The 23,817-nt window shown below is 38.6% G+C and carries 20 protein-coding genes and 7 pseudogenes; 11 read left to right on the top strand and 16 right to left on the bottom strand.

Annotated elements, in window-relative coordinates; all coding sequences use genetic code 11:
• Positions 1-22 precede the first annotated feature (22 nt).
• Together F944_RS02780 and F944_RS02775 are read right to left on the bottom strand one after the other, a co-directional pair.
• Entirely contained in the window at positions 23-589 is a 567-nt protein-coding gene (locus tag F944_RS02780) for a hypothetical protein (RefSeq protein WP_004986481.1), read from the bottom strand.
• Positions 590-645: 56 nt separating this feature from the next.
• Positions 646-1,035 (bottom strand): hypothetical protein, encoded by a 390-nt coding sequence (locus F944_RS02775; RefSeq protein ID WP_228200829.1) that lies wholly within the window; start codon positions 1,033-1,035, stop codon positions 646-648.
• A gap of 86 nt (positions 1,036-1,121) precedes the next feature.
• On the opposite strand from F944_RS02775, the gene F944_RS02765 reads away from it, so the two are divergent.
• The 3 genes and pseudogenes from F944_RS02765 to F944_RS02755 form a co-directional block, all read left to right on the top strand.
• A protein-coding gene (locus F944_RS02765; RefSeq protein WP_092586050.1) for an IS3 family transposase occupies positions 1,122-2,260 on the top strand; the annotation gives its coding sequence in 2 pieces (ribosomal slippage) (positions 1,122-1,380 and positions 1,380-2,260; 1,140 coding nt in all).
• A gap of 35 nt (positions 2,261-2,295) precedes the next feature.
• Positions 2,296-2,508, top strand: a pseudogene (locus F944_RS02760) (LexA family protein); the annotation flags it as partial.
• A gap of 24 nt (positions 2,509-2,532) precedes the next feature.
• Positions 2,533-3,540: pseudogene (locus tag F944_RS02755) on the top strand (Y-family DNA polymerase); the annotation flags it as partial.
• Positions 3,541-3,826: 286 nt separating this feature from the next.
• Here F944_RS02755 and F944_RS02750 read toward each other — a convergent pair.
• Positions 3,827-5,053 (bottom strand): OmpP1/FadL family transporter, encoded by a 1,227-nt coding sequence (locus tag F944_RS02750; protein ID WP_004986468.1) that lies wholly within the window; start codon positions 5,051-5,053, stop codon positions 3,827-3,829.
• Between the two features lie 235 nt (positions 5,054-5,288).
• Here F944_RS02750 and F944_RS02745 point away from each other — a divergent pair, with 235 nt between their 5' ends.
• Positions 5,289-6,293: a phosphotransferase enzyme family protein gene (locus F944_RS02745; RefSeq protein ID WP_004681103.1), complete on the top strand. Its 1,005-nt coding sequence runs from the start codon at positions 5,289-5,291 to the stop codon at positions 6,291-6,293.
• Positions 6,294-6,391: 98 nt separating this feature from the next.
• Positions 6,392-7,426 (top strand): AraC-like transcriptional regulator QhpR, encoded by a 1,035-nt coding sequence (qhpR, locus tag F944_RS02740; protein WP_004681105.1) that lies wholly within the window; start codon positions 6,392-6,394, stop codon positions 7,424-7,426.
• Positions 7,427-7,494: 68 nt separating this feature from the next.
• Here qhpR and F944_RS02735 read toward each other — a convergent pair whose 3' ends face one another.
• From F944_RS02735 to F944_RS02715, 5 genes are all read right to left on the bottom strand, one after another.
• Positions 7,495-8,838, bottom strand: a complete 1,344-nt coding sequence (locus F944_RS02735; protein WP_004758963.1) for an aspartate aminotransferase family protein — start codon at positions 8,836-8,838, stop codon at positions 7,495-7,497.
• 381 nt (positions 8,839-9,219) lie between these two features.
• Complete coding sequence (locus F944_RS02730; protein WP_004986466.1) at positions 9,220-10,425, bottom strand: IS256 family transposase; 1,206 nt, start codon at positions 10,423-10,425, stop codon at positions 9,220-9,222.
• A 169-nt stretch (positions 10,426-10,594) separates the two neighbouring features.
• Positions 10,595-10,918, bottom strand: coding sequence for a type II toxin-antitoxin system HicB family antitoxin (locus F944_RS02725; RefSeq protein ID WP_004678285.1), 324 nt, complete (start codon positions 10,916-10,918; stop codon positions 10,595-10,597).
• An 8-nt stretch (positions 10,919-10,926) separates the two neighbouring features.
• Entirely contained in the window at positions 10,927-11,172 is a 246-nt protein-coding gene (locus F944_RS02720; RefSeq protein ID WP_004678286.1) for a hypothetical protein, read from the bottom strand.
• A gap of 53 nt (positions 11,173-11,225) precedes the next feature.
• A complete protein-coding gene (locus tag F944_RS02715) occupies positions 11,226-11,657 on the bottom strand; it encodes an Arc family DNA-binding protein (protein WP_004986465.1) in 432 nt (143 codons plus the stop codon).
• 173 nt (positions 11,658-11,830) lie between these two features.
• Between F944_RS02715 and F944_RS16605 the strand changes: the two are divergent.
• Positions 11,831-13,164, top strand: a pseudogene (locus tag F944_RS16605) (ISNCY family transposase).
• Positions 13,165-13,291: 127 nt separating this feature from the next.
• Here the strand turns inward: F944_RS16605 and F944_RS02695 are convergent.
• From F944_RS02695 to F944_RS16600, 5 genes and pseudogenes are all read right to left on the bottom strand, one after another.
• Positions 13,292-13,717 carry a hypothetical protein gene (locus tag F944_RS02695; RefSeq protein WP_004986461.1) on the bottom strand — a complete coding sequence of 142 codons (426 nt, stop codon included), beginning with the start codon at positions 13,715-13,717 and terminating at the stop codon, positions 13,292-13,294.
• A gap of 55 nt (positions 13,718-13,772) precedes the next feature.
• Positions 13,773-14,735, bottom strand: a complete 963-nt coding sequence (locus tag F944_RS02690; RefSeq protein WP_004986464.1) for an IS30-like element IS18 family transposase — start codon at positions 14,733-14,735, stop codon at positions 13,773-13,775.
• A 219-nt stretch (positions 14,736-14,954) separates the two neighbouring features.
• Positions 14,955-15,350, bottom strand: coding sequence for a type II toxin-antitoxin system tRNA(fMet)-specific endonuclease VapC (vapC, locus tag F944_RS02685; RefSeq protein WP_000639719.1), 396 nt, complete (start codon positions 15,348-15,350; stop codon positions 14,955-14,957).
• Positions 15,347-15,577: an antitoxin gene (locus tag F944_RS02680; protein ID WP_000401521.1), complete on the bottom strand. Its 231-nt coding sequence runs from the start codon at positions 15,575-15,577 to the stop codon at positions 15,347-15,349. The genes vapC and F944_RS02680 overlap by 4 nt, the downstream gene beginning before the upstream one ends.
• A gap of 580 nt (positions 15,578-16,157) precedes the next feature.
• Positions 16,158-17,491, bottom strand: a pseudogene (locus F944_RS16600) (ISNCY family transposase).
• 165 nt (positions 17,492-17,656) lie between these two features.
• Between F944_RS16600 and F944_RS02660 the strand changes: the two are divergent.
• Positions 17,657-18,082, top strand: coding sequence for a hypothetical protein (locus tag F944_RS02660; protein ID WP_004986461.1), 426 nt, complete (start codon positions 17,657-17,659; stop codon positions 18,080-18,082).
• Positions 18,083-18,209: 127 nt separating this feature from the next.
• Here the strand turns inward: F944_RS02660 and F944_RS16595 are convergent.
• Positions 18,210-19,543: pseudogene (locus F944_RS16595) on the bottom strand (ISNCY family transposase).
• 388 nt (positions 19,544-19,931) lie between these two features.
• Between F944_RS16595 and F944_RS17445 the strand changes: the two are divergent.
• Both F944_RS17445 and F944_RS17365 read left to right on the top strand, forming a co-directional pair.
• Positions 19,932-20,009 (top strand): hypothetical protein, encoded by a 78-nt coding sequence (locus F944_RS17445; RefSeq protein ID WP_261484713.1) that lies wholly within the window; start codon positions 19,932-19,934, stop codon positions 20,007-20,009.
• Positions 20,010-20,044: 35 nt separating this feature from the next.
• Positions 20,045-20,470, top strand: a pseudogene (locus F944_RS17365) (IS5 family transposase); the annotation flags it as partial.
• 321 nt (positions 20,471-20,791) lie between these two features.
• Here F944_RS17365 and F944_RS02635 read toward each other — a convergent pair.
• Positions 20,792-21,013 (bottom strand): helix-turn-helix domain-containing protein, encoded by a 222-nt coding sequence (locus tag F944_RS02635; protein WP_035245357.1) that lies wholly within the window; start codon positions 21,011-21,013, stop codon positions 20,792-20,794.
• A gap of 195 nt (positions 21,014-21,208) precedes the next feature.
• Between F944_RS02635 and F944_RS02630 the strand changes: the two genes are divergently transcribed.
• Positions 21,209-21,460: a hypothetical protein gene (locus tag F944_RS02630; RefSeq protein ID WP_004986445.1), complete on the top strand. Its 252-nt coding sequence runs from the start codon at positions 21,209-21,211 to the stop codon at positions 21,458-21,460.
• 203 nt (positions 21,461-21,663) lie between these two features.
• A pseudogene (locus F944_RS17175) lies at positions 21,664-22,097 on the top strand (transposase); the annotation flags it as partial.
• A 98-nt stretch (positions 22,098-22,195) separates the two neighbouring features.
• Here F944_RS17175 and F944_RS02620 read toward each other — a convergent pair.
• Positions 22,196-23,392, bottom strand: coding sequence for a tyrosine-type recombinase/integrase (locus tag F944_RS02620; protein ID WP_004986438.1), 1,197 nt, complete (start codon positions 23,390-23,392; stop codon positions 22,196-22,198).
• Positions 23,393-23,817 lie beyond the last annotated feature (425 nt).

Raw genomic sequence — 23,817 nt, 5'->3', positions numbered from 1 at the left:
CTCTACTTTTAACTTCGGTTATTTATGGGAGGATTACCGTAAGAAGTCCATCTTCACTCCAAAACATTGCTACAATTTTTTTCCAATAAATGTTTGTAGCTATCTTCTGTTTTTCGGAATACCCATTGAGGCCTAAAGATAATTTTAATCTATGGAACATGCATGCAATCCAACAGCATGTATAAATTACATCACGTTTAACAAAAGTATTTGGATTTTTTTTTGATAAAGATTCATGGACTAAGTTTACATGCGCTAGTGAAGCTTTCATATTTGGATGATCTGGACCAAATTCAAACCAAAACCAGAAATGTTGTAAAGTGTCATCTGCCCTTTTTTGCGGCTGTTTAACCGCTTTTTTGGTTGACACACCCATTACGATACTACCCTCAGGAGGCTGAGTAAACGCTGGAATACCAAGGGTATAAATAAGATTCATCACAAAATCATCGATATAATAATTTGTAGATAATCTCCAAATCTCGGCATAATCCACTGCTGGATCAAGGCTTTCGATGGCCTGACTGATCCACTTATAATCTTTTTTATGATCGTAATCATTAACTAAATGATCAGCATGATTTTCCATAGTAAAATTCCTTTTTTAATTACATTCTAGAGAGTTCATCCTTATTAATTAGTAAATTAACTTTGGACATTACTCTGATTTAGCAATTTTTCGATAATTTTCCTCGCTCTATTTGCAGCAACATCGACATGAATATCTATATCTGATCGATTAGGAAATTTTTGCATATTTAGATACTGTTGATGGATGACTTCTCTGTCTTCATCAAAAGTAAGAATGGTTTGCTGAATTACTTTCTCTTTAATTTCTTCTTTCTTAGAGTCATCAAAGGGATTTGTAGCCATCGTCCAAAAATAATGACATGTATTTTCAGTTTCAGGTGTTATACCGTGGAATCCTCTCATATGAAAACCACCTTTACTATCATCTTCAAGTGACTCACTACTTACATTTACAGCACCAGTCCAAATGAGAATGTGAGAAACATTGAATGAATAGCCACCGATTTTGTAGACACCTTTTAGTTAGATATGGACTGCCACCACTCTCCTAGACAAATTTCGTCTATTCTTTTTGCATAGGAGAGAACATTATGAGTGGACAACGATACACCCCAGAATTTAAAGAAGAAGCTGTTAAATTGATTACTGAACGTGGATATTCTGTCACTGATGTGGCAGAACGTTTAGGTGTATCACAGCACAGCATTTATAAATGGCTAAAGGCCGTACAGCCTTTACGCAACAACCCTGATGAACATGAACTACTCGAAGCAAAGAAAGAGATCCTTCGTCTTAAAAGTCAGCTTAAGCAAACTGAAGAAGAGCGGGATATCTTAAAAAAGGCCGCAAGGTACTTTGCAAGCCTGCCCGAGTAAAGTATCAGTTTATCCTTGAGTACAGCCATCAATTTAAGATTAAGACGATGTGTCGGGTTCTTAAGATTGCTCGTGCTGGCTATTATGCCTGGCTACATGAACCCGAATCAGGCAGAACAATTGAAGACAAACGGTTATTACAACTGATCCGTTCTTCTTATGATGCCAGTTATGGTATCTATGGTTATCGTCGCATCACGCTGGATCTTAAAGAGCTAGGTGAAAGCTGTGGACCGAATCGTGTGCTGAAGATCATGAAGAACAATGGCATTGCCGCTGTTCGAGGATATAAGAAGCATAAAAGCTATGGTCGTGGTCGTCCTCAGATTGTGCCACCTAACCATTTAAATCGAGAATTTGTTGTAAACACACCTGATACCTCGTGGGTGACTGATATTACCTACATCCGCACTTGGCAAGGCTGGTTATATCTGGCTGTGGTTCTCGATTTATATTCAAGGAAAGTCATCGGTTGGTCAATGAAACCTACGCTTGCCAAGGATATCGTTTTGGATGCCCTTTTAATGGCGGTATGGCGACGCAGACCCAATGAACCTGTGATCATACACTCAGACCAAGGCTCACAATACAGTAGCGGAGACTGGCAGAAATTCTGTCAGAAGCATAATTTAGTTCCGAGTATGAGTCGTCGTGGAAACTGTTGGGACAATGCTGTTGCTGAATCCTTTTTTAGCAGCTTAAAGAAGGAAAGAATTAAAAAGAGGATCTATAAAACACGAGAAATGGCGCGTGCAGATGTATTTGATTATATCGAGATGTTTTACAATCGAATCAGGCGTCATTCGCATCTCGATGGGATGAGTCCAGAAGCCTTTGAGGCAGCTTCAAAATGAGGCCGTCTCGTGTCTAGGATACTGGGAGCAGTCCAGTGGATCGAAGTCTTGAAGCTAAACACGAAGATATTGTTATTGCCTTAATTGACAATGAGTTCACCGTTAAGCGGTTAATGGTTGAAGGTGATAAGTGTTGGCTTAAAGCAGAAAATCCAGATTATGACGATATTCACCTTAATGATTGCCAAGAATTATTAATATGGGGTGTAGTGACATTTGTCATTAAGCCATTTAGGAAACATAAATAATCTAATCCTATTGGTCTAATCTACATGGAAAATCAAAATAAGATCTTTGCTTTAGTAGACATTAATAACTGTTATGTAAGTTGTGAACGTGTCTTTAATCCAAGTCTAAATAATAAGCCAGTAATCGTATTGTCTAATAATGACGGTTGTGCTGTGGCTCGTTCACAAGAAGTTAAAGACTTAGGCATAAAGATGGGCGTACCTTTTTTTCAACTCAAGGATCTTGTAGAGCAGCACAACATTACAGTCCTTTCGAGTAATTATGCTCTATATGCGGAAATGTCCCGTAGATTTATAAAAGTCCTAGCTGAATTTGTTACACCTCAAGAACAAGAAATTTATTCGATTGACGAATGCTTTTTAGATCTAACTGCTTATGCTTCAAATTATGATCTAACTGCTTATGCTCATTTAATTCTGGATCGGCTCACACGTTGGCTAGGTTTGCCAGCCTGTATTGGAATTGGTCGGACTAAAACAGAAGCAAAACTGGCTAATCATATCGCTAAAAAGAATAGTTATTTAAAAGGTGTATGTAACCTTGTTTCAATGGACTATTGTTCAATTGAGGGCTTATATCAGTCTATAGAAGTTAGTGAAGTATGGGGTATTGGTAGAAAGCATACTAAAAAGCTGAATAGCCTAAGCGTAAATACAGTTCTAGATTTTGTCTGTTCTTCCCCCTTAATAATTAGAGATCAATTTTCTATAGTCATGCACAGAACATTATTAGAATTACAGGGAATCTCTTGTATTGAAATTGAGCAAAGTCCTAAAGCAAAAAAACAAATAATAGCAAGCCGTTCCTTTGGCCAGAAAGTTTATAGCCGTGAGGATCTTAAAGAAGCAATTACGCTTTATGTTCAGGATGCCGTAAGCCGTTTAAGGAGTGAAAATTTACTATGTGGCTGTATTATTAGTTTTGTGCAATCTAATCCATTTGATAGTTCTGAGCGTTTTTATAATAAATCTTTGTCTTATGCTTTACCCGATCCATCTGACAATAGTTTATTACTTTCTAAAATTGGCACGAAAAGTAACATAAATACAAAAAGAGTAAATGCTCAACTACGGTTGTAAAATGAACTGAAAAGTTAAAAAATATACTTGTGTAGAGTAAAAACACTAAAAAAAAATATTAATTTTATGATTTATATGGATTTATTTTTAAATGCTGAGTGGCTGATTGAATATTATGCAAAATGTTTAAGTGTTTATTTGTTGCTCAAATGAATCACAAGTGTATAAAAAAGAGCGTAGATGTCATTGTTGAAAAAGAAAAAACCATCTTTACAGATGGTTTTTTCAGCATTAATAATTAGAATTTGTAGCCCATTTTTAGGCCGTATGCGATTGCATGGTTATCTTTGAATTCTGCTACATAACCTGCTGTATCAAACTGAGCGCCAGTTTGGGCTTTAGCATCACCTAACCAAAAGTATTTCACGCCGCCAGCAATGAAAGTTTGTGGTGTTGGGCTAAATTGAGCACCTAAACCTACATTCCAATAACCTTCTGTTGGACCTAGCGTGTCTACAGGATTACCTGCACCAGAGTCCCAACCTACAGAAACGTTACCTGCCCATTGATCATTTAACTTACGTCCAACACCTACTGTTGCAGAAATTTGGTCGTCAGTATATGCAACAAGATCAAATTCAGGCTTACCACTTTGACTTTGTACAAGTGCATTTTTACTTGCTAAACCAAACTTATAAGGTTGAATAGAGAAATTTGACCAATCAACCCAACGAACATTAGCAAAAGCAACTGTATTTGCCATGATGCCTGTTTGGAAATCTAGGTTTACAGATTGTGGGGTCGTGATATCTGTATTTAGAGAAGGTGCTGCATTTAAACCAGCAAATAGACCAGCTGAATTAAAACTTTCTTTAACATTTACAGAGTGCTCAATTTCAGAGCGATATGTAACAGATGCTTTTAATGCAATATCAGGAATTTGAAAAGCCGCACCAGCTAACCAGCCAATATCACCAGTTTCTTTAATACTTGCATTATAGCCACCAAAAGTAGCACTTCCATCGTATGCTAAGCCACGAAGTTGAACATCACCTTCAATGGTTTGATAAACAGGACCAGCATAGAAATTAAAGTTTTCAGTTGGTTGGTAGCCAAATATCATTGAAATACTTTGTGACTTTACTTCAACTTCAGTTGGCTCGGTACCATTATGAAATAATCCTGACCCATTTAGCGCTAAAGCTGAATCAGTAGTTGAATACGTAGCATCAGCACCAAATGGCTGATCGTAAAGTAAACCAAACGAGAAGTGATCAGTAACTTGTAGTTTTAGTGCCGCGCTAGGGAAGTAATAATCATCACCCATGTCAGATAGTGATGAGCCATTAGCATTAGCTTTACCAGATACATCTGGATCTAATACAGAAATACCTGCTTCAAAATAGTTACCAGGTTGCAAGAATGCAGAGATTGACTGACCTGAACGATCTAGAGCAGCGGCAAATGCCCCCGTCATTGGTACAGTTGCTAAAATCATTGCTGTCGTTAATGTCTTTAATTTCATTCTACGTCTTTCCTTGAGGTGCAAATGTTTGTTGCTCATTTTGTGTTTTTTCATGATGCTCGATCACCTTTTCACCAAATTCGACCACTTTAATATCGGTGAAATATCGGCTTTAAACTTGACAATAAATCATGAGCATAGTCGCTTGAAGTCAAGTTGCTCTTTTTTTTCTTTTATAAGATCAGCTCAAAGTCTGGGACTCCGCACCCAAGATCAGCATGAAAAGGAGTACAACATGAGCGTCCAACAAAATGAATATTTAAGCATTCAACAACTCTACGAATTGGCAAAAAAAGCCATGCAAACCTATCCAGCATGCTATCAAGGCGAGATCAAATTACTCTGCCAATCTGAAAATGCCACCTTTGTTGTGAAAACCGCTCAACAACAATATGCACTACGCATTCATCGTCCCAATTATCATTCCAAACAACAAATCGAAAGTGAACTAGCATGGTTAGATGCGTTAAATGCGCATGGCATCGCGGTGCCGATTGCCATTGCCGACTGTCATGGAGATAAAGTCCAAACATTGGCACTCAGTCCAGATATTTCAAGGCATGCAGTGCTCTTTCATTGGGTGAAAGGTGTAATGCCTACAGCAGATAATGTCGATCCATGTGATTTTAAGCAGTTGGGTGAAATCACAGCACAACTGCACCTGCACAGTAAAACATGGGAGATGCCAGCCTACTTCCAACGTATTGTTTGGGATCATGAAAGTATGGTTTTTGCCGATGGACATTGGGGTGACTGGCGTCATGCCCCACAGTTAAAATCGGTAGATCATGCCGTGATTGATGAGGCAATTTGCCGTGTTGCCACCGAGCTAAATCAATTTGGGAAGTCCAAAGATCACTATGGGCTGATCCATGCTGACCTCAGACTGACCAATCTGTTGTTGAATGAAAAAAAGGTTGGTGTGATTGATTTTGACGACTGCGGCATGGGCTGGTTTATGCATGACTTAGCTGCAGCAATTAGTTTTAATGAACACTATACTGCTGCACCCAAGTGGGTCGAACAATGGTTGAATGGTTATGAAAAAATTGGGCATGTGAGTGCAGAAGAGTATGCGTTGGTTCCCACCTTTATTATGCAACGTAGAATCCAATTGATGGCTTGGTTCGGTTCACATGCCTATACCGACATGGCCAAAAGTTTGGGAGCTCAATGGTCGGATGAAACTGTGCGACTTTGCAAAAAATATCTTAACAACCAAATTCCAGCAGGTATATAAAAAAATACCTGTAGGCAGAAGCAAACCGTAAAGCATTGAATGGCATAGCTCTTGCTTAATTTAGAACAATAACGGTTCTGTATTAAAAGAGGCTATGCATGATTCAATTTAATCCTCTCTCCATCAACGCTCAAGACATCAGCAACCAAGGCATTTTATCAGCTGCCGCGACAGGCCTAAGTGACTTTATTCTGCATAAAGGTGCCGATGTCGATCGCATTTTTGGGATCAGTGGTATTAATCCTGAATTATTGCTCAGCCCCACCCTCAGTTTGCAACTCACCAATTATTGCGAAGTCTTGGAACAATCCGCAAAACTATCACATTGCGATAATTTCGGACTGCATTATGGACAGCAATTTCATCCCAAAGCTTTAGGACTGATTGGCTATATTGGTTTATGTTCAGCATCGCTGGAAGATGCATTAAAGAACATGACCTCACATTTTAATCTGCATCAAAAAGATACTTTATGCCGTATGGTTGAAGTCAATGATGCCTATCGTTTCGACTACCAAGTCCAGCATGGTGCAATTTTATCGCGACGACAAGATGCCGAACTCACAGTGGGCATGTTTATGAATGTAATTCGTGAAGTCTTGGGCACACACTATTCACCACGCGAAATTCATTTTGAACACCCACGTCCCGAGTTTTGGCAAGAACACAGTAAACTGTTTAATGCATCAGTGTTTTTTGATCAGCCATTCAATTCAATTTTGATTGCCAAATCAGACCTTAAAACCGCAATGCCACAGTCGGACCCGTTGCTGCTCACCATGATGCTCGACACTTTAAAAATTCTGAATACGCAATCGCAGTCACAAAGTTTAACCAATCAAGTCCGTGCACACATTCAGCAAGATTTGATTCATGGTGAACCCAACTTGGAAAAAGTTGCACTAGATTTACATATGAGTCCATGTACCTTATCACGGCGCTTAAAATCACACGACATCACCTTTACTCAACTAATTGATCAAGTTCGTTATGAACTGGCCAAACACTATATTCAACAGAAGAATTTACCGATTTCTGAAGTAGCATTTTTATTAGGCTATTCCGAAGTCAGTGCCTTTTCCCGTGCATTCAAGCGTTGGTTTGGCTGTACACCACGCCAATTACGACATTAAGTGGTAAGACATCAATAAAAAAGAAACCCCGCTCATTGAGCGGGGTTAAATATGTATGACATTTAAGTTTATTTTTGCAGTTTACTTAAGGCTTGATCCAATGCTCCAACCAACCAATCAATATCCTTTTCTTGGAACACCAATGGTGGACGTAACTTCAAGACATTGCCATATGGTCCCGCAACAGAGGTCAGCACACGATGCGTATTACGCAATTCTTCAATCAAATCCAGTGCCAGAGCTTTATCAGGCATTTTGGTGAAACGATCTTGTACCAATTCGAAACCAATAAATAAACCAGCACCACGCACATCACCAACACAGTCATACTTTTCCATCAGCTTACGCAATTCTGTCAAAAGTAGACCACCAAGGCGCTGACTATGGGCTTGTAACTCTTCTTCTTGAATAGTTTTCAGCACGGCCTGCGCCGCTGCCATCGCCACAGGATTCCCCCCAAAGGTATTGAAATAAGGGATTTTTTGACTAAACGCAGACAACACATGATCTTTCGCGAGTAAACCTGATACTGGAATACCATTGCCCATCGGCTTGCCTGTGGTAATGATGTCGGGCACCACACCATGACGCCCAAAACCCCAAAAAGAATCGCCTGTACGAGCAAAACCAGGCTGTACTTCATCAGCAATGAAAATACCACCATTGGCATGCACTACATCCACTGCTTTTTTCAGGAAACCAATAGGATTTGGTATTACCCCGTCTGATGAAAAAATGGAATCGGCTAAGAAGCCTGCAAACTTGATGCCATTGGCATTCATATCATCAATTTGTGCTTGAATTTGCGCGGCGAACCAGTCACCTAAATCTTCACCCTCAAAACGATATTGATCAGGTGCTGCCACCAAACGAGTTGTAGCAGCTAAGGTCTGTCCTGTACCAAGCGCAGGCGAACAGCCCGAAGTAAGATCACTAGTACCATGATAGGCTTCTTGCGACACAATAATACCCGTACCACCACTGTATTCACGGGCAATACGAATGGCCAAATCATTCGCCTCAGAACCCGTACACATATACATGGCTTTGTTAATTTCAGTCGGTGTGGTCGCTAAAAGTTCGTCGGTATAATCTAAAATGCGCTCATGTAAATAACGAGTATGTGTATTCAACATTTGCATTTGTTCATTTACGGCATTGATTACCGCAGGATGGCAATGTCCTATACTAGCGACATTGTTATAAGCATCCAAGTATTGATTGCCTGCAGCATCCCAAAGGTATTGTCCTTGCCCTTTTACAAGATGCACTGGGTTTCGATAAAACAAGCGGTAAGATTCACCTAAATTTTGGCTACGTCGATCGGTCAGTTTTCGGGTTTCAGAATCTAGTGCACTCGCATGCTCGGCACGGAAGCTATTGGTATCCATAATGGTAGATCGCGTATTCATCTACTATTCCTCTCTCACAAACTGTTTTTTAGTGCATTTGAATGATTTTTATATTGCACACTGCTCATTTTAAAGACTTGACTTTAGAGCGCGATATGTAATTTTTGAAGTCAAATCTTATAAGATAATTTCTTCACAATACGAGTGATAGGATATCTATCTGAGCACTTTTATTATGAAAAGTGAATAAATAGCCTTTAAATGAATTCGCTAAAGAAGAGAGGTGGTCCCACATGTTTGAACAACTAAAAGCTTATTTATAAGTGATATTCTGCTCTAGTTAAGCTACCTTATTTTGTTGTGGTAGCTGGTCATAGTAAAACTCATCTGGGGTCATTTTGTCCAGAGAGGGCGTTCAAAATTCTGTGTCAGTAAATTTGACTAGATTTTAATTATATCATCTAATCGACCTTCAAAGTAAATGGATAATTGAGTAATCGTTTGTCCCCATTCCTGAATAGGCATTGTCCATTTTTCTGATGCCTGTTGAATACCAATATACAGTAATTTCATCAGACTATCCTCATTGGGGAAAGCTCCTTTGGTTTTGGTTAGTTTACGGAATTGACGATGTACGGCTTCAACGGCATTGGTGGTGTAAATCGGCTTCCTAATCGCTTTAGGATATTTGACATAGGCGGATAGTAGATGCCATTTGGTACGCCACGACTGAATGACCACACCATATTTTTCGCCCCATTTTGCTTCTAGCTCATCCAGTGCTACTTCTGCCGCTCCTTTGGTATCAGCACGGTAAATTGGCTTTAAATCAGCCATAAATGGCTTCTGATCTTTACTGGCAACATAGCGTAAGGAATTACGGATTTGATGAACGATACACAGTTGTATTTCTGTTTGAGGGTAAATCGCTGCTATGGCTTCGGGGAAACCTTTTAGTCCATCTACACAGGCAATCAGAATATCCTGAACACCACGATTTTGTAGGTCTGTCAGTACACTAAGCCAATGGTTCGCCCCTTCGCTTTCCGATAAATGCAAGCCGAGTAGTTCCTTCTTACCTTCAACATTTAAAGCTAAAATGGTATAGATCGCTTTGCTCACATAAACACCTTTATCCTTCACTTTGTAATGTATGGCATCTAACCAAACAAAGGGATAAATTGTATCGAGTGGGCGTTGTTTCCATGCTTGTAACTGAGGGAGGAGCTTATCTGTAATATTGGTGATAGCACCATCTGAAATCTCCAATCCATACATATCAGCAACATGCTTTTGAATATCACGATAGCTCATACCAAGTGCATAGAGTGATATGATTTTATTGTCAATTTCTTCTGATAATTTGGTCTGGTTCTTTTTAACTAACTGTGGCTCAAATTCACCATTTCGATCTCTAGGGGTTTCAAGCTCAAATGAACCTGATGTAGATTTTACGGTCTTGCGAGTATAGCCATTGCGGCGATTACCTTGTTTCGGATTCGCTTCAATGTAATTCTCGATTTCTGCTTCAAGAGCAGCTTCGGTCAGTTGTTTAATTAAAGGGGTGAGTATGCCATTTTCTCCAGTCAGTGCTTGTCCTGACTGGAGTTGCTTTAAGGCTGTTTCAAAATCAAATGTAGTTGCCATAATGCATCATTCCTGTTTTTAACAGTTTAAGGAAATGACACAGTTTTTTGAACACTACCGTGCAAAATACTGGATAAAACGACCACCTATTCCTGTTCGTAACATACCAGTCATTCCTATTTCTTGAACCACTTGGATATGAGACAAAATCTCATATCCTTTTAACTGGTTACATAGCTAATTTTGCGGATACTAAACGATTCATACTTACACCACGTTCTGCTGCTTCTAATGCTAGTTTTTGATGAACCATTGATGGAACACGTACAGCAAAACGACCACTATATTTCTTCTCTGAAAGTGGCACTGGTACTTTTTCATTATTACTGATCATATCGGCTACAACCTCAGCAACAACATTAACAATACCTGAAAATGCTTTAGATTGATCTGCATCAAGCCAAGATAATGATGGAAATTCAGCACATTGTCCAACGTATTCATTATCTTCTGCTGACCACATAACACGGTAAGTATATTGCTTACTATCCATTTTCCACCTCACAATACGTTAAGTTTATCGAGTGCAGCCAAAACTTGCTTCACTTGGTATGGTTTAGCTTTCCCACCATCATCTTGAAGGTTTATACGAGGATCGCCTTGCCACGGTGTTTTAAATACGGTGTGACTACCACCTGTTTGTCTTGGCTCACCAAAATACTGTTTGCAAACCTTGATTAAATCCACAAAACGAATATTTTTTGGATTATTCCGCATTTGCTCTATGAGTTGATCAATATTAGCCATTAATATGCCCAATAATTCCAATCTCTAAATAGTATCTATAATGGTACTATTATTCAAGTGCTGATTTCACCATCACCATGTACAAGCCAAGACGGATTAACCTTTAGATACTCTGCTATTTCTCGAAGTTGATGGAAAGATGGTTCATGTTTACCTTGTATCCAATCTAATACAGGTTCAGCAGTTTCATATCCTAGTTGTTCAGCAATGTGTGTATATTTAATTTCTTTTACCTGTAATGAATTAAACAACTCTATTGCTTTAGTTAAGCGATTTGATAGTTCTTTCTTGCGATCAATAAGTTGATATTGGTTCAATACACTATTATTGTCTAATTTTTTAAAGTTAAAGCTATTTTCTAATCGTGCCACAATTTCAGCATTCATAGATCGTTTCAAGCCTTGAGCTTCATTTTCAATTTTTAACTTTAATGTTGTTGGTAATCTAAGTTTAAATTGTGTATCTAATGTTTGTGGTTTATTCATTTTCGGCTCATTACGAAAGGAACGACTGGTACGTTACGAACAAGAATGGGTGGTATGTTTATGCAGGAATATGCAACTAAGTGTAAGCCCAAAATAGAAATGTCTATATTCTCACCAATAAAAATGTCTAGTTTATGATGGCTTAAACATCATGGACTGGATATGAAATATAGATGCTGATCACTATGTCTGACAAAGAAATTCAACGTCTTGCTGTTCTGCAAGACGTTCGAGATCATCGTATTACACAAGTCCGTGCTGCAGAAATTCTTAATCTTTCAACCCGTCAAATAACCCGATTATTGCACAAGCTAAAGCAAGATGGTGTTTCAGGCCTGATACATGCCAGTCGTGGTCAACCAGGTCATCGTCGCCATGATGATTTATTAAAATCGAAATTTTTTCTATTATTTCTGAACATCTGCTTGGATTTGGACCCACCTTGGCTCATGAGAAGCTCAGCAGCATGTTTGCCCTAGATATCCCGGTAGAAACGCTTCGGCGCTGGATGACGGCAAATGACCTCTGGATTCCTCGATCCAAGCGCCTTAAACGTCCATATCAGCCACACTATAACCGTGATTGCTTCGGTGAGCTAATCCAGATTGATGGCTCATATCATGACTGGTTCGAAGGACGCGCTGCTAAGTGCTGCTTGCTGGTTTATATCGATGATGCTACTGGAAAGCTGTTGCATCTGCGCTTTTGTGAGGCCGAAACGACCTTTGACTATATGCTTTCAACCCGAGCCTACATTGAACAATACGGCAAACATCTGGCCTTTTATAGCGACAAACATTAGGTCTTCCGAGTGAACCAAAAATCTAGCCTAAACAGCCAGATCACGCAATTTGGCCGGATTCTGAATGAGTTAAACATTGATATTATCTTTGCCAACTCACCACAGGCTAAAGGTCGCGTAGAACGCGCGAATAGAACCCTTCAAGACCGGTTGATCAAGGAGATGCGTTTGGAAGGCATCAGTTCAATTGCCGAAGCCAATGCATGGCTACCCTGCTTCATTGAGCACTTCAATCAGAAATTTGCCAAGTGTGCGAGAAACTCGAAGAATTTACATCTACCCCTAACCGAATCTAATCTTGAACTGGATGATATTTTTACCTGGCAGGAACCGCGTAAGGTCACGAAGAACCTAACCATCACGTATGATAAATGTATTTATATACTTGAACCGACAGAGCTGAATCATAAGCTTGCTGGGCAATACATTTCAATTCTAGAGTATCCAGATGGCACTTTGGCCCTCATGCATGAAGGACGAAAGCTCAACTACAGCATCTTCAATAAATTGGCTGGGCTGCAGCAAAATGAGATTGTTGAGAATAAACGGTTAGGTTCAGTCCTGGCTCATATCCAGCAACAGCATGAAGAGTTGGAAAAACAGAATAAACGTTCCCGTCTCAAGAAGAGTATGCCAAGTCGTAAAGCTCAGAAAGCTGTTATTGAACAAAGAAATTTAAATCCTGTGCTTGACTCTTGCAGTTAAAAACAGGACATTTTAAATGGTTTATCGCATAGACATTTTAATTGGTGAATAACATAAAAAATCCTAGACTCAAATCTAGGGTTTAAATTTAAAAAAATACATAAAAATTAATAACATGGTATTAATATTATCCCATTGTAATTTGTTTCAATTCTAATGAATTATGAAACTCAAAATGTAAATAATTATCAAATATTTTGTATTTAAGCCAACTGTTACTTTCTCTTTCGGGGGTTCCAAATAAATTAGCTACAGATTGCATCGTACTTTTGTGATTAATACCTGTGATCAGATTTTCTAAAAATGGGTATGGGTAATATTCTTCATTCTCTTTGACGTAGATGAAAATGGTATCTAGTATCTGATGTTCATTAAACCTGAACGTAATACCTCTCTTAAAAAATTGCCAATAGGATAGCTTTTCTCCACCAAAATTAGTCTCTAATGAGTCAAACTCACTTGCAACAAGAATAACTGCTTTCAAAATATCTGAACTTGACTCTTTAGTTCCAAGACAAGATAAAAAAACCTCTACATCACCTGAAAAATTCACTTATGACATACCTAAATCAAAATTTTCTTTATCCTTTGGTTTTTATCAGGCGGATTCAAGCGGCAAGTGCAACAGTATAAAAACCAGCCATAACTTCACTCGGTGTATACCAACCTAGTGTTTTTCTAGGACGATGGTTGAGTGCAAATTCTATCTGCTCTATTTGTTCGTTTGACACGCCATCAAACGATGATGATTTTGGCAGATATTGACGGATTAAACCATTCGTATTTTCATTTCTAGCTCGCTGAATAGACTTGTAAGGATCAGCAAAATACGTCTCTATGCCAGCATCGGTAATTCTTTTGTGTTCGGAAAATTCTTTACCATTATCAAATGTCACACTATAAGCATGGCTCATTCGTAAACGATCTAACGCACAAGTAATCGTTTGAGAGGATGCTCTCGTTGATCCTAAATGAACAATATGTACATACAGGCTCTTTCGATCAACAAGGGTTAATAAAGCACCTTTATGATGTTTACCAATCACCGTGTCACCTTCGAAATCTCCTAAACGTTGTCGTTGATCAATGACCTGGTCTCGGCAGTGAATACTTGTTTTATCAATGATTTGACCCCTACGATCCGTGTTTTTGTAACCGCGTTTTCGATATTTCTTCTGATGCCTTAAGTGTAGATGGAGTTTACCGCCTTTTGATTTATCTTGATAAATGTACTGGTAAATCCACTCATGTGAAGGTACATCCAGCCAACCGCGTTGTGTTAAAGCACCTGAAATTTGTTCTGGTGACCAGTCCAAACCAATCAAATAATCAATATAAGCGAAGGCAAATGCTGTCATTGATGATGAAGGACGGTACCGTCTTTGACTTGCAAATTTAGCTGCCTGTTGAGCTCTATATCCACGTTGCCCAGTATTTCTTTTTAATTCACGGTAGATGGTTGATCGTGAACGTCCTAACTCCCGAACAAGGGAGGCGATTGAGCCTTTACTTTTCAACGTAGCATAAATTTCGTATCTTTCATCTTGAGAAAGTTGGGTGTATTTCTTCATTGTGTGCTTTCCAATTGCGAGTTGAAAAAGTCTAATGATTCTATGAATACACCTAACTTTTTCAACTGACTACAAATGTGTTGCACTTGGGATTTGAATCTGCGTCATATTAAAAATGAAATCTCTGATTCAAAGTTAAAATTTTCAAAAGCTGTATCCATTTAACATAAATCTCTTATACGAATTCTAGCCCTGCATAGGGCGGGCTAGATATAGCGATTAGACCCAATTCTCTAGCTTCAGACCATCAATTCGTTCAAATTCTTTTGTATTGTTCGTAACTAATACAACATCCAATGCCAAAGCATGAGCAGCGATCAGCATATCTAAGCTGCCAATCGGTTTACCTGTAGATTGAAGATTCTGGCGTAATTTGGCGTAATGCCAAATCGCCTGTTCATCGTAAGGAAGAATCTCTAAAGGTGACAAAAACTTGTTTAACGCCTGTTTATTGCGTTCAGATCCAGACTTCTCTACACCAAAAGCCAGCTCAGATGCCGTGATACTCGAAATCGCAAGCTGGCCGAGTTGATATTGCTTAAAGCGCTCAAAAACTTGTTGAGGCTTATTGTTGATGACATAGATACAAATATTTGTGTCTAAGAGGTAAATCATCTGAACTCCTCACGGAGCTGTTCGCCTTGATCAGCTCGCTCCAATTGGAATCCAACCTCAAACTCATTTATTGCTTCTAACATGACATCCCAAGGATTGTCGATGGGCATGAGTAATACACCACGACCGAAGCTTTTGATGGCCACTTCCGTGCCATTAAAGCGAAAGGCTTTAGGCAAGCGAACAGCCTGACTGCGACCAGTTTGAAATACTTTCGCAATTTCCATAATTACCTCCCGAAACCAAGATATATATCATTGATATATATCTTAACATTAAATCTTGTAAAGTCAAAGTGAAATTAAAATCATAAGGCAATAAAAAAGCCCGACATCCTGTCGGGCTTTTTCATATCGGGGTGCTCGTCTTACTGATCTCGTGCTGCCCATTCCTTGCGCTATTTTCTTATTCTTGTTTTCTGGAAACATCCAGTTCCCTTATGTATTCATCATAGGGCTAATGCTTTGGATTACCAATCCTCAAAAATCTTAAATTCATGTAAGTTTTAGCTTACAAAGTTGGCCTATTTTATCCCAAGAGTTGTCCGCAGAAATTGGGGATTATTTATGAACTGTGACCCTTGAGAAATCAGGAAAAAATGCAAAAACGAATGTTTTTTGATCAATTTTATTGGCTAAAAGTTACAGTTTTACTTAAAAAGAAACCGACTTGTTTCCAAGTCGGTTGAACGAGAACGTTCCAGAGGGTATGAATAACGATAAGATACTGATCTTAAAGTAATATTAAAAACACTGTTATTCACCAATTAAAATGTCTATGCGATAAACCATTTAAAATGTCCTGTTTTTAACTGCAAGAGTCAAGCACAGGATTTAAATTTCTTTGTTCAATAACAGCTTTCTGAGCTTTACGACTTGGCATACTCTTCTTGAGACGGGAACGTTTATTCTGTTTTTCCAACTCTTCATGCTGTTGCTGGATATGAGCCAGGACTGAACCTAACCGTTTATTCTCAACAATCTCATTTTGCTGCAGCCCAGCCAATTTATTGAAGATGCTGTAGTTGAGCTTTCGTCCTTCATGCATGAGGGCCAAAGTGCCATCTGGATACTCTAGAATTGAAATGTATTGCCCAGCAAGCTTATGATTCAGCTCTGTCGGTTCAAGTATATAAATACATTTATCATACGTGATGGTTAGGTTCTTCGTGACCTTACGCGGTTCCTGCCAGGTAAAAATATCATCCAGTTCAAGATTAGATTCGGTTAGGGGTAGATGTAAATTCTTCGAGTTTCTCGCACACTTGGCAAATTTCTGATTGAAGTGCTCAATGAAGCAGGGTAGCCATGCATTGGCTTCGGCAATTGAACTGATGCCTTCCAAACGCATCTCCTTGATCAACCGGTCTTGAAGGGTTCTATTCGCGCGTTCTACGCGACCTTTAGCCTGTGGTGAGTTGGCAAAGATAATATCAATGTTTAACTCATTCAGAATCCGGCCAAATTGCGTGATCTGGCTGTTTAGGCTAGATTTTTGGTTCACTCGGAAGACCTAATGTTTGTCGCTATAAAAGGCCAGATGTTTGCCGTATTGTTCAATGTAGGCTCGGGTTGAAAGCATATAGTCAAAGGTCGTTTCGGCCTCACAAAAGCGCAGATGCAACAGCTTTCCAGTAGCATCATCGATATAAACCAGCAAGCAGCACTTAGCAGCGCGTCCTTCGAACCAGTCATGATATGAGCCATCAATCTGGATTAGCTCACCGAAGCAATCACGGTTATAGTGTGGCTGATATGGACGTTTAAGGCGCTTGGATCGAGGAATCCAGAGGTCATTTGCCGTCATCCAGCGCCGAAGCGTTTCTACCGGGATATCTAGGGCAAACATGCTGCTGAGCTTCTCATGAGCCAAGGTGGGTCCAAATCCAAGCAGATGTTCAGAAATAATAGAAAAAATTTCGATTTTAATAAATCATCATGGCGACGATGACCTGGTTGACCACGACTGGCATGTATCAGGCCTGAAACACCATCTTGCTTTAGCTTGTGCAATAATCGGGTTATTTGACGGGTTGAAAGATTAAGAATTTCTGCAGCACGGACTTGTGTAATACGATGATCTCGAACGTCTTGCAGAACAGCAAGACGTTGAATTTCTTTGTCAGACATAGTGATCAGCATCTATATTTCATATCCAGTCCATGATGTTTAAGCCATCATAAACTAGACATTTTTATTGGTGAGAATATAGACATTTCTATTTTGGGCTTACACTTAGTTGCATCGCTTGAATCCGCCTGATAAAAACCAAAGGATAAAGAAAATTTTGATTTAGGTATGTCATAAGTGAATTTTTCAGGTGATGTAGAGGTTTTTTTATCTTGTCTTGGAACTAAAGAGTCAAGTTCAGATATTTTGAAAGCAGTTATTCTTGTTGCAAGTGAGTTTGACTCATTAGAGACTAATTTTGGTGGAGAAAAGCTATCCTATTGGCAATTTTTTAAGAGAGGTATTACGTTCAGGTTTAATGAACATCAGATACTAGATACCATTTTCATCTACGTCAAAGAGAATGAAGAATATTACCCATACCCATTTTTAGAAAATCTGATCACAGGTATTAATCACAAAAGTACGATGCAATCTGTAGCTAATTTATTTGGAACCCCCGAAAGAGAAAGTAACAGTTGGCTTAAATACAAAATATTTGATAATTATTTACATTTTGAGTTTCATAATTCATTAGAATTGAAACAAATTACAATGGGATAATATTAATACCATGTTATTAATTTTTATGTATTTTTTTAAATTTAAACCCTAGATTTGAGTCTAGGATTTTTTATGTTATTCACCAATTAAAATGTCTATGCGATAAACCATTTAAAATGTCCTGTTTTTAACTGCAAGAGTCAAGCACAGGATTTAAATTTCTTTGTTCAATAACAGCTTTCTGAGCTTTACGACTTGGCATACTCTTCTTGAGACGGGAACGTTTATTCTGTTTTTCCAACTCTTCATGCTGTTGCTGGATATGAGCCAGGACTGAACCTAACCGTTTATTCTCAACAATCTCATTTTGCTGCAGCCCAGCCAATTTATTGAAGATGCTGTAGTTGAGCTTTCGTCCTTCATGCATGAGGGCCAAAGTGCCATCTGGATACTCTAGAATTGAAATGTATTGCCCAGCAAGCTTATGATTCAGCTCTGTCGGTTCAAGTATATAAATACATTTATCATACGTGATGGTTAGGTTCTTCGTGACCTTACGCGGTTCCTGCCAGGTAAAAATATCATCCAGTTCAAGATTAGATTCGGTTAGGGGTAGATGTAAATTCTTCGAGTTTCTCGCACACTTGGCAAATTTCTGATTGAAGTGCTCAATGAAGCAGGGTAGCCATGCATTGGCTTCGGCAATTGAACTGATGCCTTCCAAACGCATCTCCTTGATCAACCGGTCTTGAAGGGTTCTATTCGCGCGTTCTACGCGACCTTTAGCCTGTGGTGAGTTGGCAAAGATAATATCAATGTTTAACTCATTCAGAATCCGGCCAAATTGCGTGATCTGGCTGTTTAGGCTAGATTTTTGGTTCACTCGGAAGACCTAATGTTTGTCGCTATAAAAGGCCAGATGTTTGCCGTATTGTTCAATGTAGGCTCGGGTTGAAAGCATATAGTCAAAGGTCGTTTCGGCCTCACAAAAGCGCAGATGCAACAGCTTTCCAGTAGCATCATCGATATAAACCAGCAAGCAGCACTTAGCAGCGCGTCCTTCGAACCAGTCATGATATGAGCCATCAATCTGGATTAGCTCACCGAAGCAATCACGGTTATAGTGTGGCTGATATGGACGTTTAAGGCGCTTGGATCGAGGAATCCAGAGGTCATTTGCCGTCATCCAGCGCCGAAGCGTTTCTACCGGGATATCTAGGGCAAACATGCTGCTGAGCTTCTCATGAGCCAAGGTGGGTCCAAATCCAAGCAGATGTTCAGAAATAATAGAAAAAATTTCGATTTTAATAAATCATCATGGCGACGATGACCTGGTTGACCACGACTGGCATGTATCAGGCCTGAAACACCATCTTGCTTTAGCTTGTGCAATAATCGGGTTATTTGACGGGTTGAAAGATTAAGAATTTCTGCAGCACGGACTTGTGTAATACGATGATCTCGAACGTCTTGCAGAACAGCAAGACGTTGAATTTCTTTGTCAGACATAGTGATCAGCATCTATATTTCATATCCAGTCCATGATGTTTAAGCCATCATAAACTAGACATTTTTATTGGTGAGAATATAGACATTTTGAATGGGTTCTAACATTTTAATTTCGTAAAACCGCCATTATGTTAAATTTAGAACATGTTACTTTAAGTTCATAGAGGCTTTGTTGCACAAACCTATCTGTAAAGGCTTTTTCAGCGATATAATTTTCAAATGAAGAAGCCTACACATAAAATTTACCGCACAACCAATTGGCCCGCATATAACCGAGCACTCGTTCATCGCGGAAATATTGCCATTTGGTTTGATCCTGCTACACAATGGTATGCTCCATCAAAAGGCAAAATAAGGGCGAAATCAAACCTACTCCGATGCAGCCATCCAATGCTGCTTAATGATTAAATCCTTACTCCGTCTGTCTTTACGTATGGTCACTGGCTTTGTGCAAAGTCTGATTAAACTTTGCGGATGAGCAGCTACGAATATCAGTGATATTCGTACACCACGCTTTGTAGAAGACAAAAGCATATTAATATTGCAATCAATTACCAAAAAAGTAGCGATGGGCTGCATCTACTCATAGACTCTACAGGCATGAAGTTTCTAGGTGAGGGCGAATGGAAACGCAAGAAATATGGACCTGAATATCGTCGCCAATGGCGTAAACTTCATATTGGCATAGATGCTAAAACTCTACAAATACGCGCTATTCAGCTTACAACCAATAATGTCAGTGATTCACAGGTGCTTGGTGATTTACTTAATCAGATTCCACAAGATGAGCAGATTGACTCTGTTTATACCGATGGAGCTTATGACACCAAGCAATGCCGTGAGGTCATTGCAGATCGGCAAGCGCATGCGGTGATTCCACCTAGAAAAAAATGCGAAACCTTGGAAAGATACAAAGAGCAGCTCGCTAGATCGAAATGAATTACTTCGAACAGTTAATCTTGGAAGCAGTGCTTCTCAGGCAGGACACTATGGAAAAAATCAGGCTATCATCGGTGAAGTTTGGTTGAAACTAAGATGCACTGCATTAAATTATTAGGAGATAAACTCAGAGCAAGGCGTTTTGATAGCCAAGTCAATGAGATTCATGCACGTGTAGCAGTCCTCAACAGATTTACGGAATTAGGTCGACCACTTACCCAAATTACGCCTTAAATTTAGCTCAATTAGGGGCGCTTTGCATTTCAAATCTTTGTGCAACAAAGCCGACCTGTAGCGAAAACTTATCAAACGAAGTATTGGTTAATCTTTTTCTTCAACATCTTCCTTAAACTCAAACAAATCATTCATCGTACAGTTAAAGTATTTACATAACTTATCGGCGACTGGCAATTCAATACGTACAGCACGATCATAATACATACTCGTAAGCGTATTGCGATTGATGCCTGTCGCACGTACTACATCACTTAATTTTAAAATTTTTCGATCGCCCATGAGGCTGGATAACTTGCAAGTAATCATATATCAATTAATTTACAAAAAAATAACCTACTAAGAGTTATTTTAAGTTGTTGACTGAGTAATACCCTGCTATAGTTAACCTACAGCAGATCATTACAACTTATAGAAAGCATAATTCATCTATTTCAACTAAATTATAACTTTTTAAATGTAAGGATTGAAGCTGTATTAGATTATTTTGTGGAGATGACAGCCATGTTGCCAAATGAATTATTGATCAGCCAGCAAGCTCGTGACTTAGGAAATCAATTAATTAAAGAAATGAACATCAATAGAAGTTACGGAATGGCTAATTTTCTTGGAGTAAATACTTGCTATGATAATCATCAGGCTGTACTTATTTGGACATTTCAACTTCTTGAAAGGGAACCTACCTTAAACGAATTAGCAGAAATTAAAAAATATTTTCTTTTAATCTTTCCAGATAGTGTTTATCAATTAGCCTAAGTTGTTTTTAAAAATTATTTTCAGGGAGGGATTACCGGATAGTCTGATAATTCTGAATAAGATCATAATCCGCTGACGTTTAACTAATATTTACGAAATTCCACACTGACTGTATGGTGGATGGTACTCCATCGAGGTGATGTGTGCTGAAAAAACAGGAGGTTTTAACTTGGTAAACCATACATACTCATCAGGAGTTTACCATGAGCAAGAAACACAAGACGTATACGGCAGAATTTAAAGCTGAAACCATCAAAGCAATAGAAGCCATTCAAGGCAATGTATCTAAAAACAGCTAGAGAACTCGGCATTTCCATGCAGACCCTTTCGCATTAGAATAATAAGGCAAAGGCAGGGACTTTAGCTGGTACTAAATAGTATTCATCTGATCTAAACGCTTTGCTCGAAGAAAAATAAGCAACTTAAACAGCAGCTTAAATCCGCTGAAATGGTGAAATGGAACGTGAATTTCTAAAAAAGGCAGTAGCGTACTTTGCCAAATAAAGTCAGTAAGGTACGCCTATGTGAAATCCCAAAACACTTATTTCCGATTATTTTGATGGCACGATTACTTCATGTATCAGTTTCACGCTTTTATGATTGGCTAAAACGAGGTGTGAATAAACGATTAGTTCAGGTGGCCTAACTTAAATAAAAAGTCTCAGACAAACCGGGTACGGTTCACTATTTTTGTCGTGTACAGAGAGTTTTTCTATATAAAAGTATGATACTCACCTAGCCATTACTTAAATAATCACCCCACCACTGCATCATTTCAGTCCGTTGAGCTAAATAGTCAGCGTGATTATAGCTGGCACGGGTACGGTTCTTATCAATATGTGAAAGTTGTGCCTCAATCCAATTATCTTGGAACAAACCTGAGTCATTCAAAATGGTACTAAAAGTTGAACGTAATCCATGAGAAGATAGTTGATGTTTGCCATACCCCATCTTACGTATGGCCATATTTAGAGTATTAAAATGAATCGGTTGATTGTGTTTGCGAGGGCTAGCAAAAAGGTATTTTTCACCGTATGACCACTGCATGACGTCTTTCAAAATCTCTAAAGCCTGATTTGAAAGTGGAACTAAAAAATCTGGAATCTCATGGCCTAATATGACTTTTCGTCGAAACTGTTTAATATGCAAGGCAGGTATTTTCCATATTTTTTCATTTAAATCAAAATGATGAGGCTCAGACAATAACAATTCAGCCCCTCGCACTCCAGTATATAATTTAAACATCAGTGCTTTTTTAATAATCGGATGGGCATCCAATTTTTGTAATTTATACTTAAAATCAGATATATCCTCCGCTTTCAAATACGGATAATTCTTCTTGATTTTACTGTTAATGGCGATTTTATTTAAACCATGCGCGATGTTGAATTCACAATAACCCATCGCTACAGCGTAGTCATAAATTTGGTTCAAATAACTACAAGCTTTCTTGACAGGTTCTTTTACTTGGCGTCCCTCTATTTTTTTGATTACTGAAACCAGGTCATAACGCTTGATGTTTTGAAAAGGTAAATCCTGAAGGTCTGGATAAATATCTTGCTGTAAGCATCTTTCTGCTAACTGTAGTACACCACAGCGGGGTAGATCGTTGAAAGCATTCTTCAGTTTGAACTGTAACCACTCCTCCCCGACCTTACCAAAGGTGATGACATTAGAGGCAGTATCATGTTCAAAACAGAAATTATTGTCTTTAAAGTCATCTCTGACTTGTCGTGCCTTTTTCAGTGATAAATCAGGATAAAGACCTAACTGAATGCGTCGACGTTTTTTAGTTTGTGGATTTGTATAGCGATAGCACCAAGATTTTCTTCCACTCGGTTCAATCTTCAGGCTAAGCCCATCTTCATCGGATAAAAAACAGGTTTTTTCCTTGCAATGAGCTTGGCGAACTTTAATTTCAGTAAGACTCATGGAATTTAAATGAAACCTAATAAGGGGTTGATTGTATCAATTATATCAAAATAGAAAGCTTTATATATGATGCGTATGATACGCATCATATGAAATTGTAAATTATTATTTTATATATTTATTATTGAGACTATTCTATATTTAGTAACCAGTTTAAGTACCACCTTTACTTTAAGTTCCCAACAACTAACTTTTTCTGTAATCAATGTTTAAATAAGTATTATGCAGCTAATTCTAAGATGATTTAGCAAAGGTCTTATCTGAAAAATTTGTCAAATATGTAGCAATTCACACGATTAATTTTTTTCCAGGGTAAATTATATTGATGAGTGAACCGTACCGGGTTTGTCGGAGAGTCAATATTCTGAGAGACTATCCCGATGACAAAATTAAAATATACCCCTGAAATCAGAGAAAGAGCGGTT

Source organism: Acinetobacter ursingii DSM 16037 = CIP 107286 (assembly GCF_000368825.1).
Classification (GTDB): domain Bacteria; phylum Pseudomonadota; class Gammaproteobacteria; order Pseudomonadales; family Moraxellaceae; genus Acinetobacter; species Acinetobacter ursingii.
Note: the sequence above shows the minus strand (reverse complement) of the source record. Positions and strands in the feature narration are given on the sequence as shown.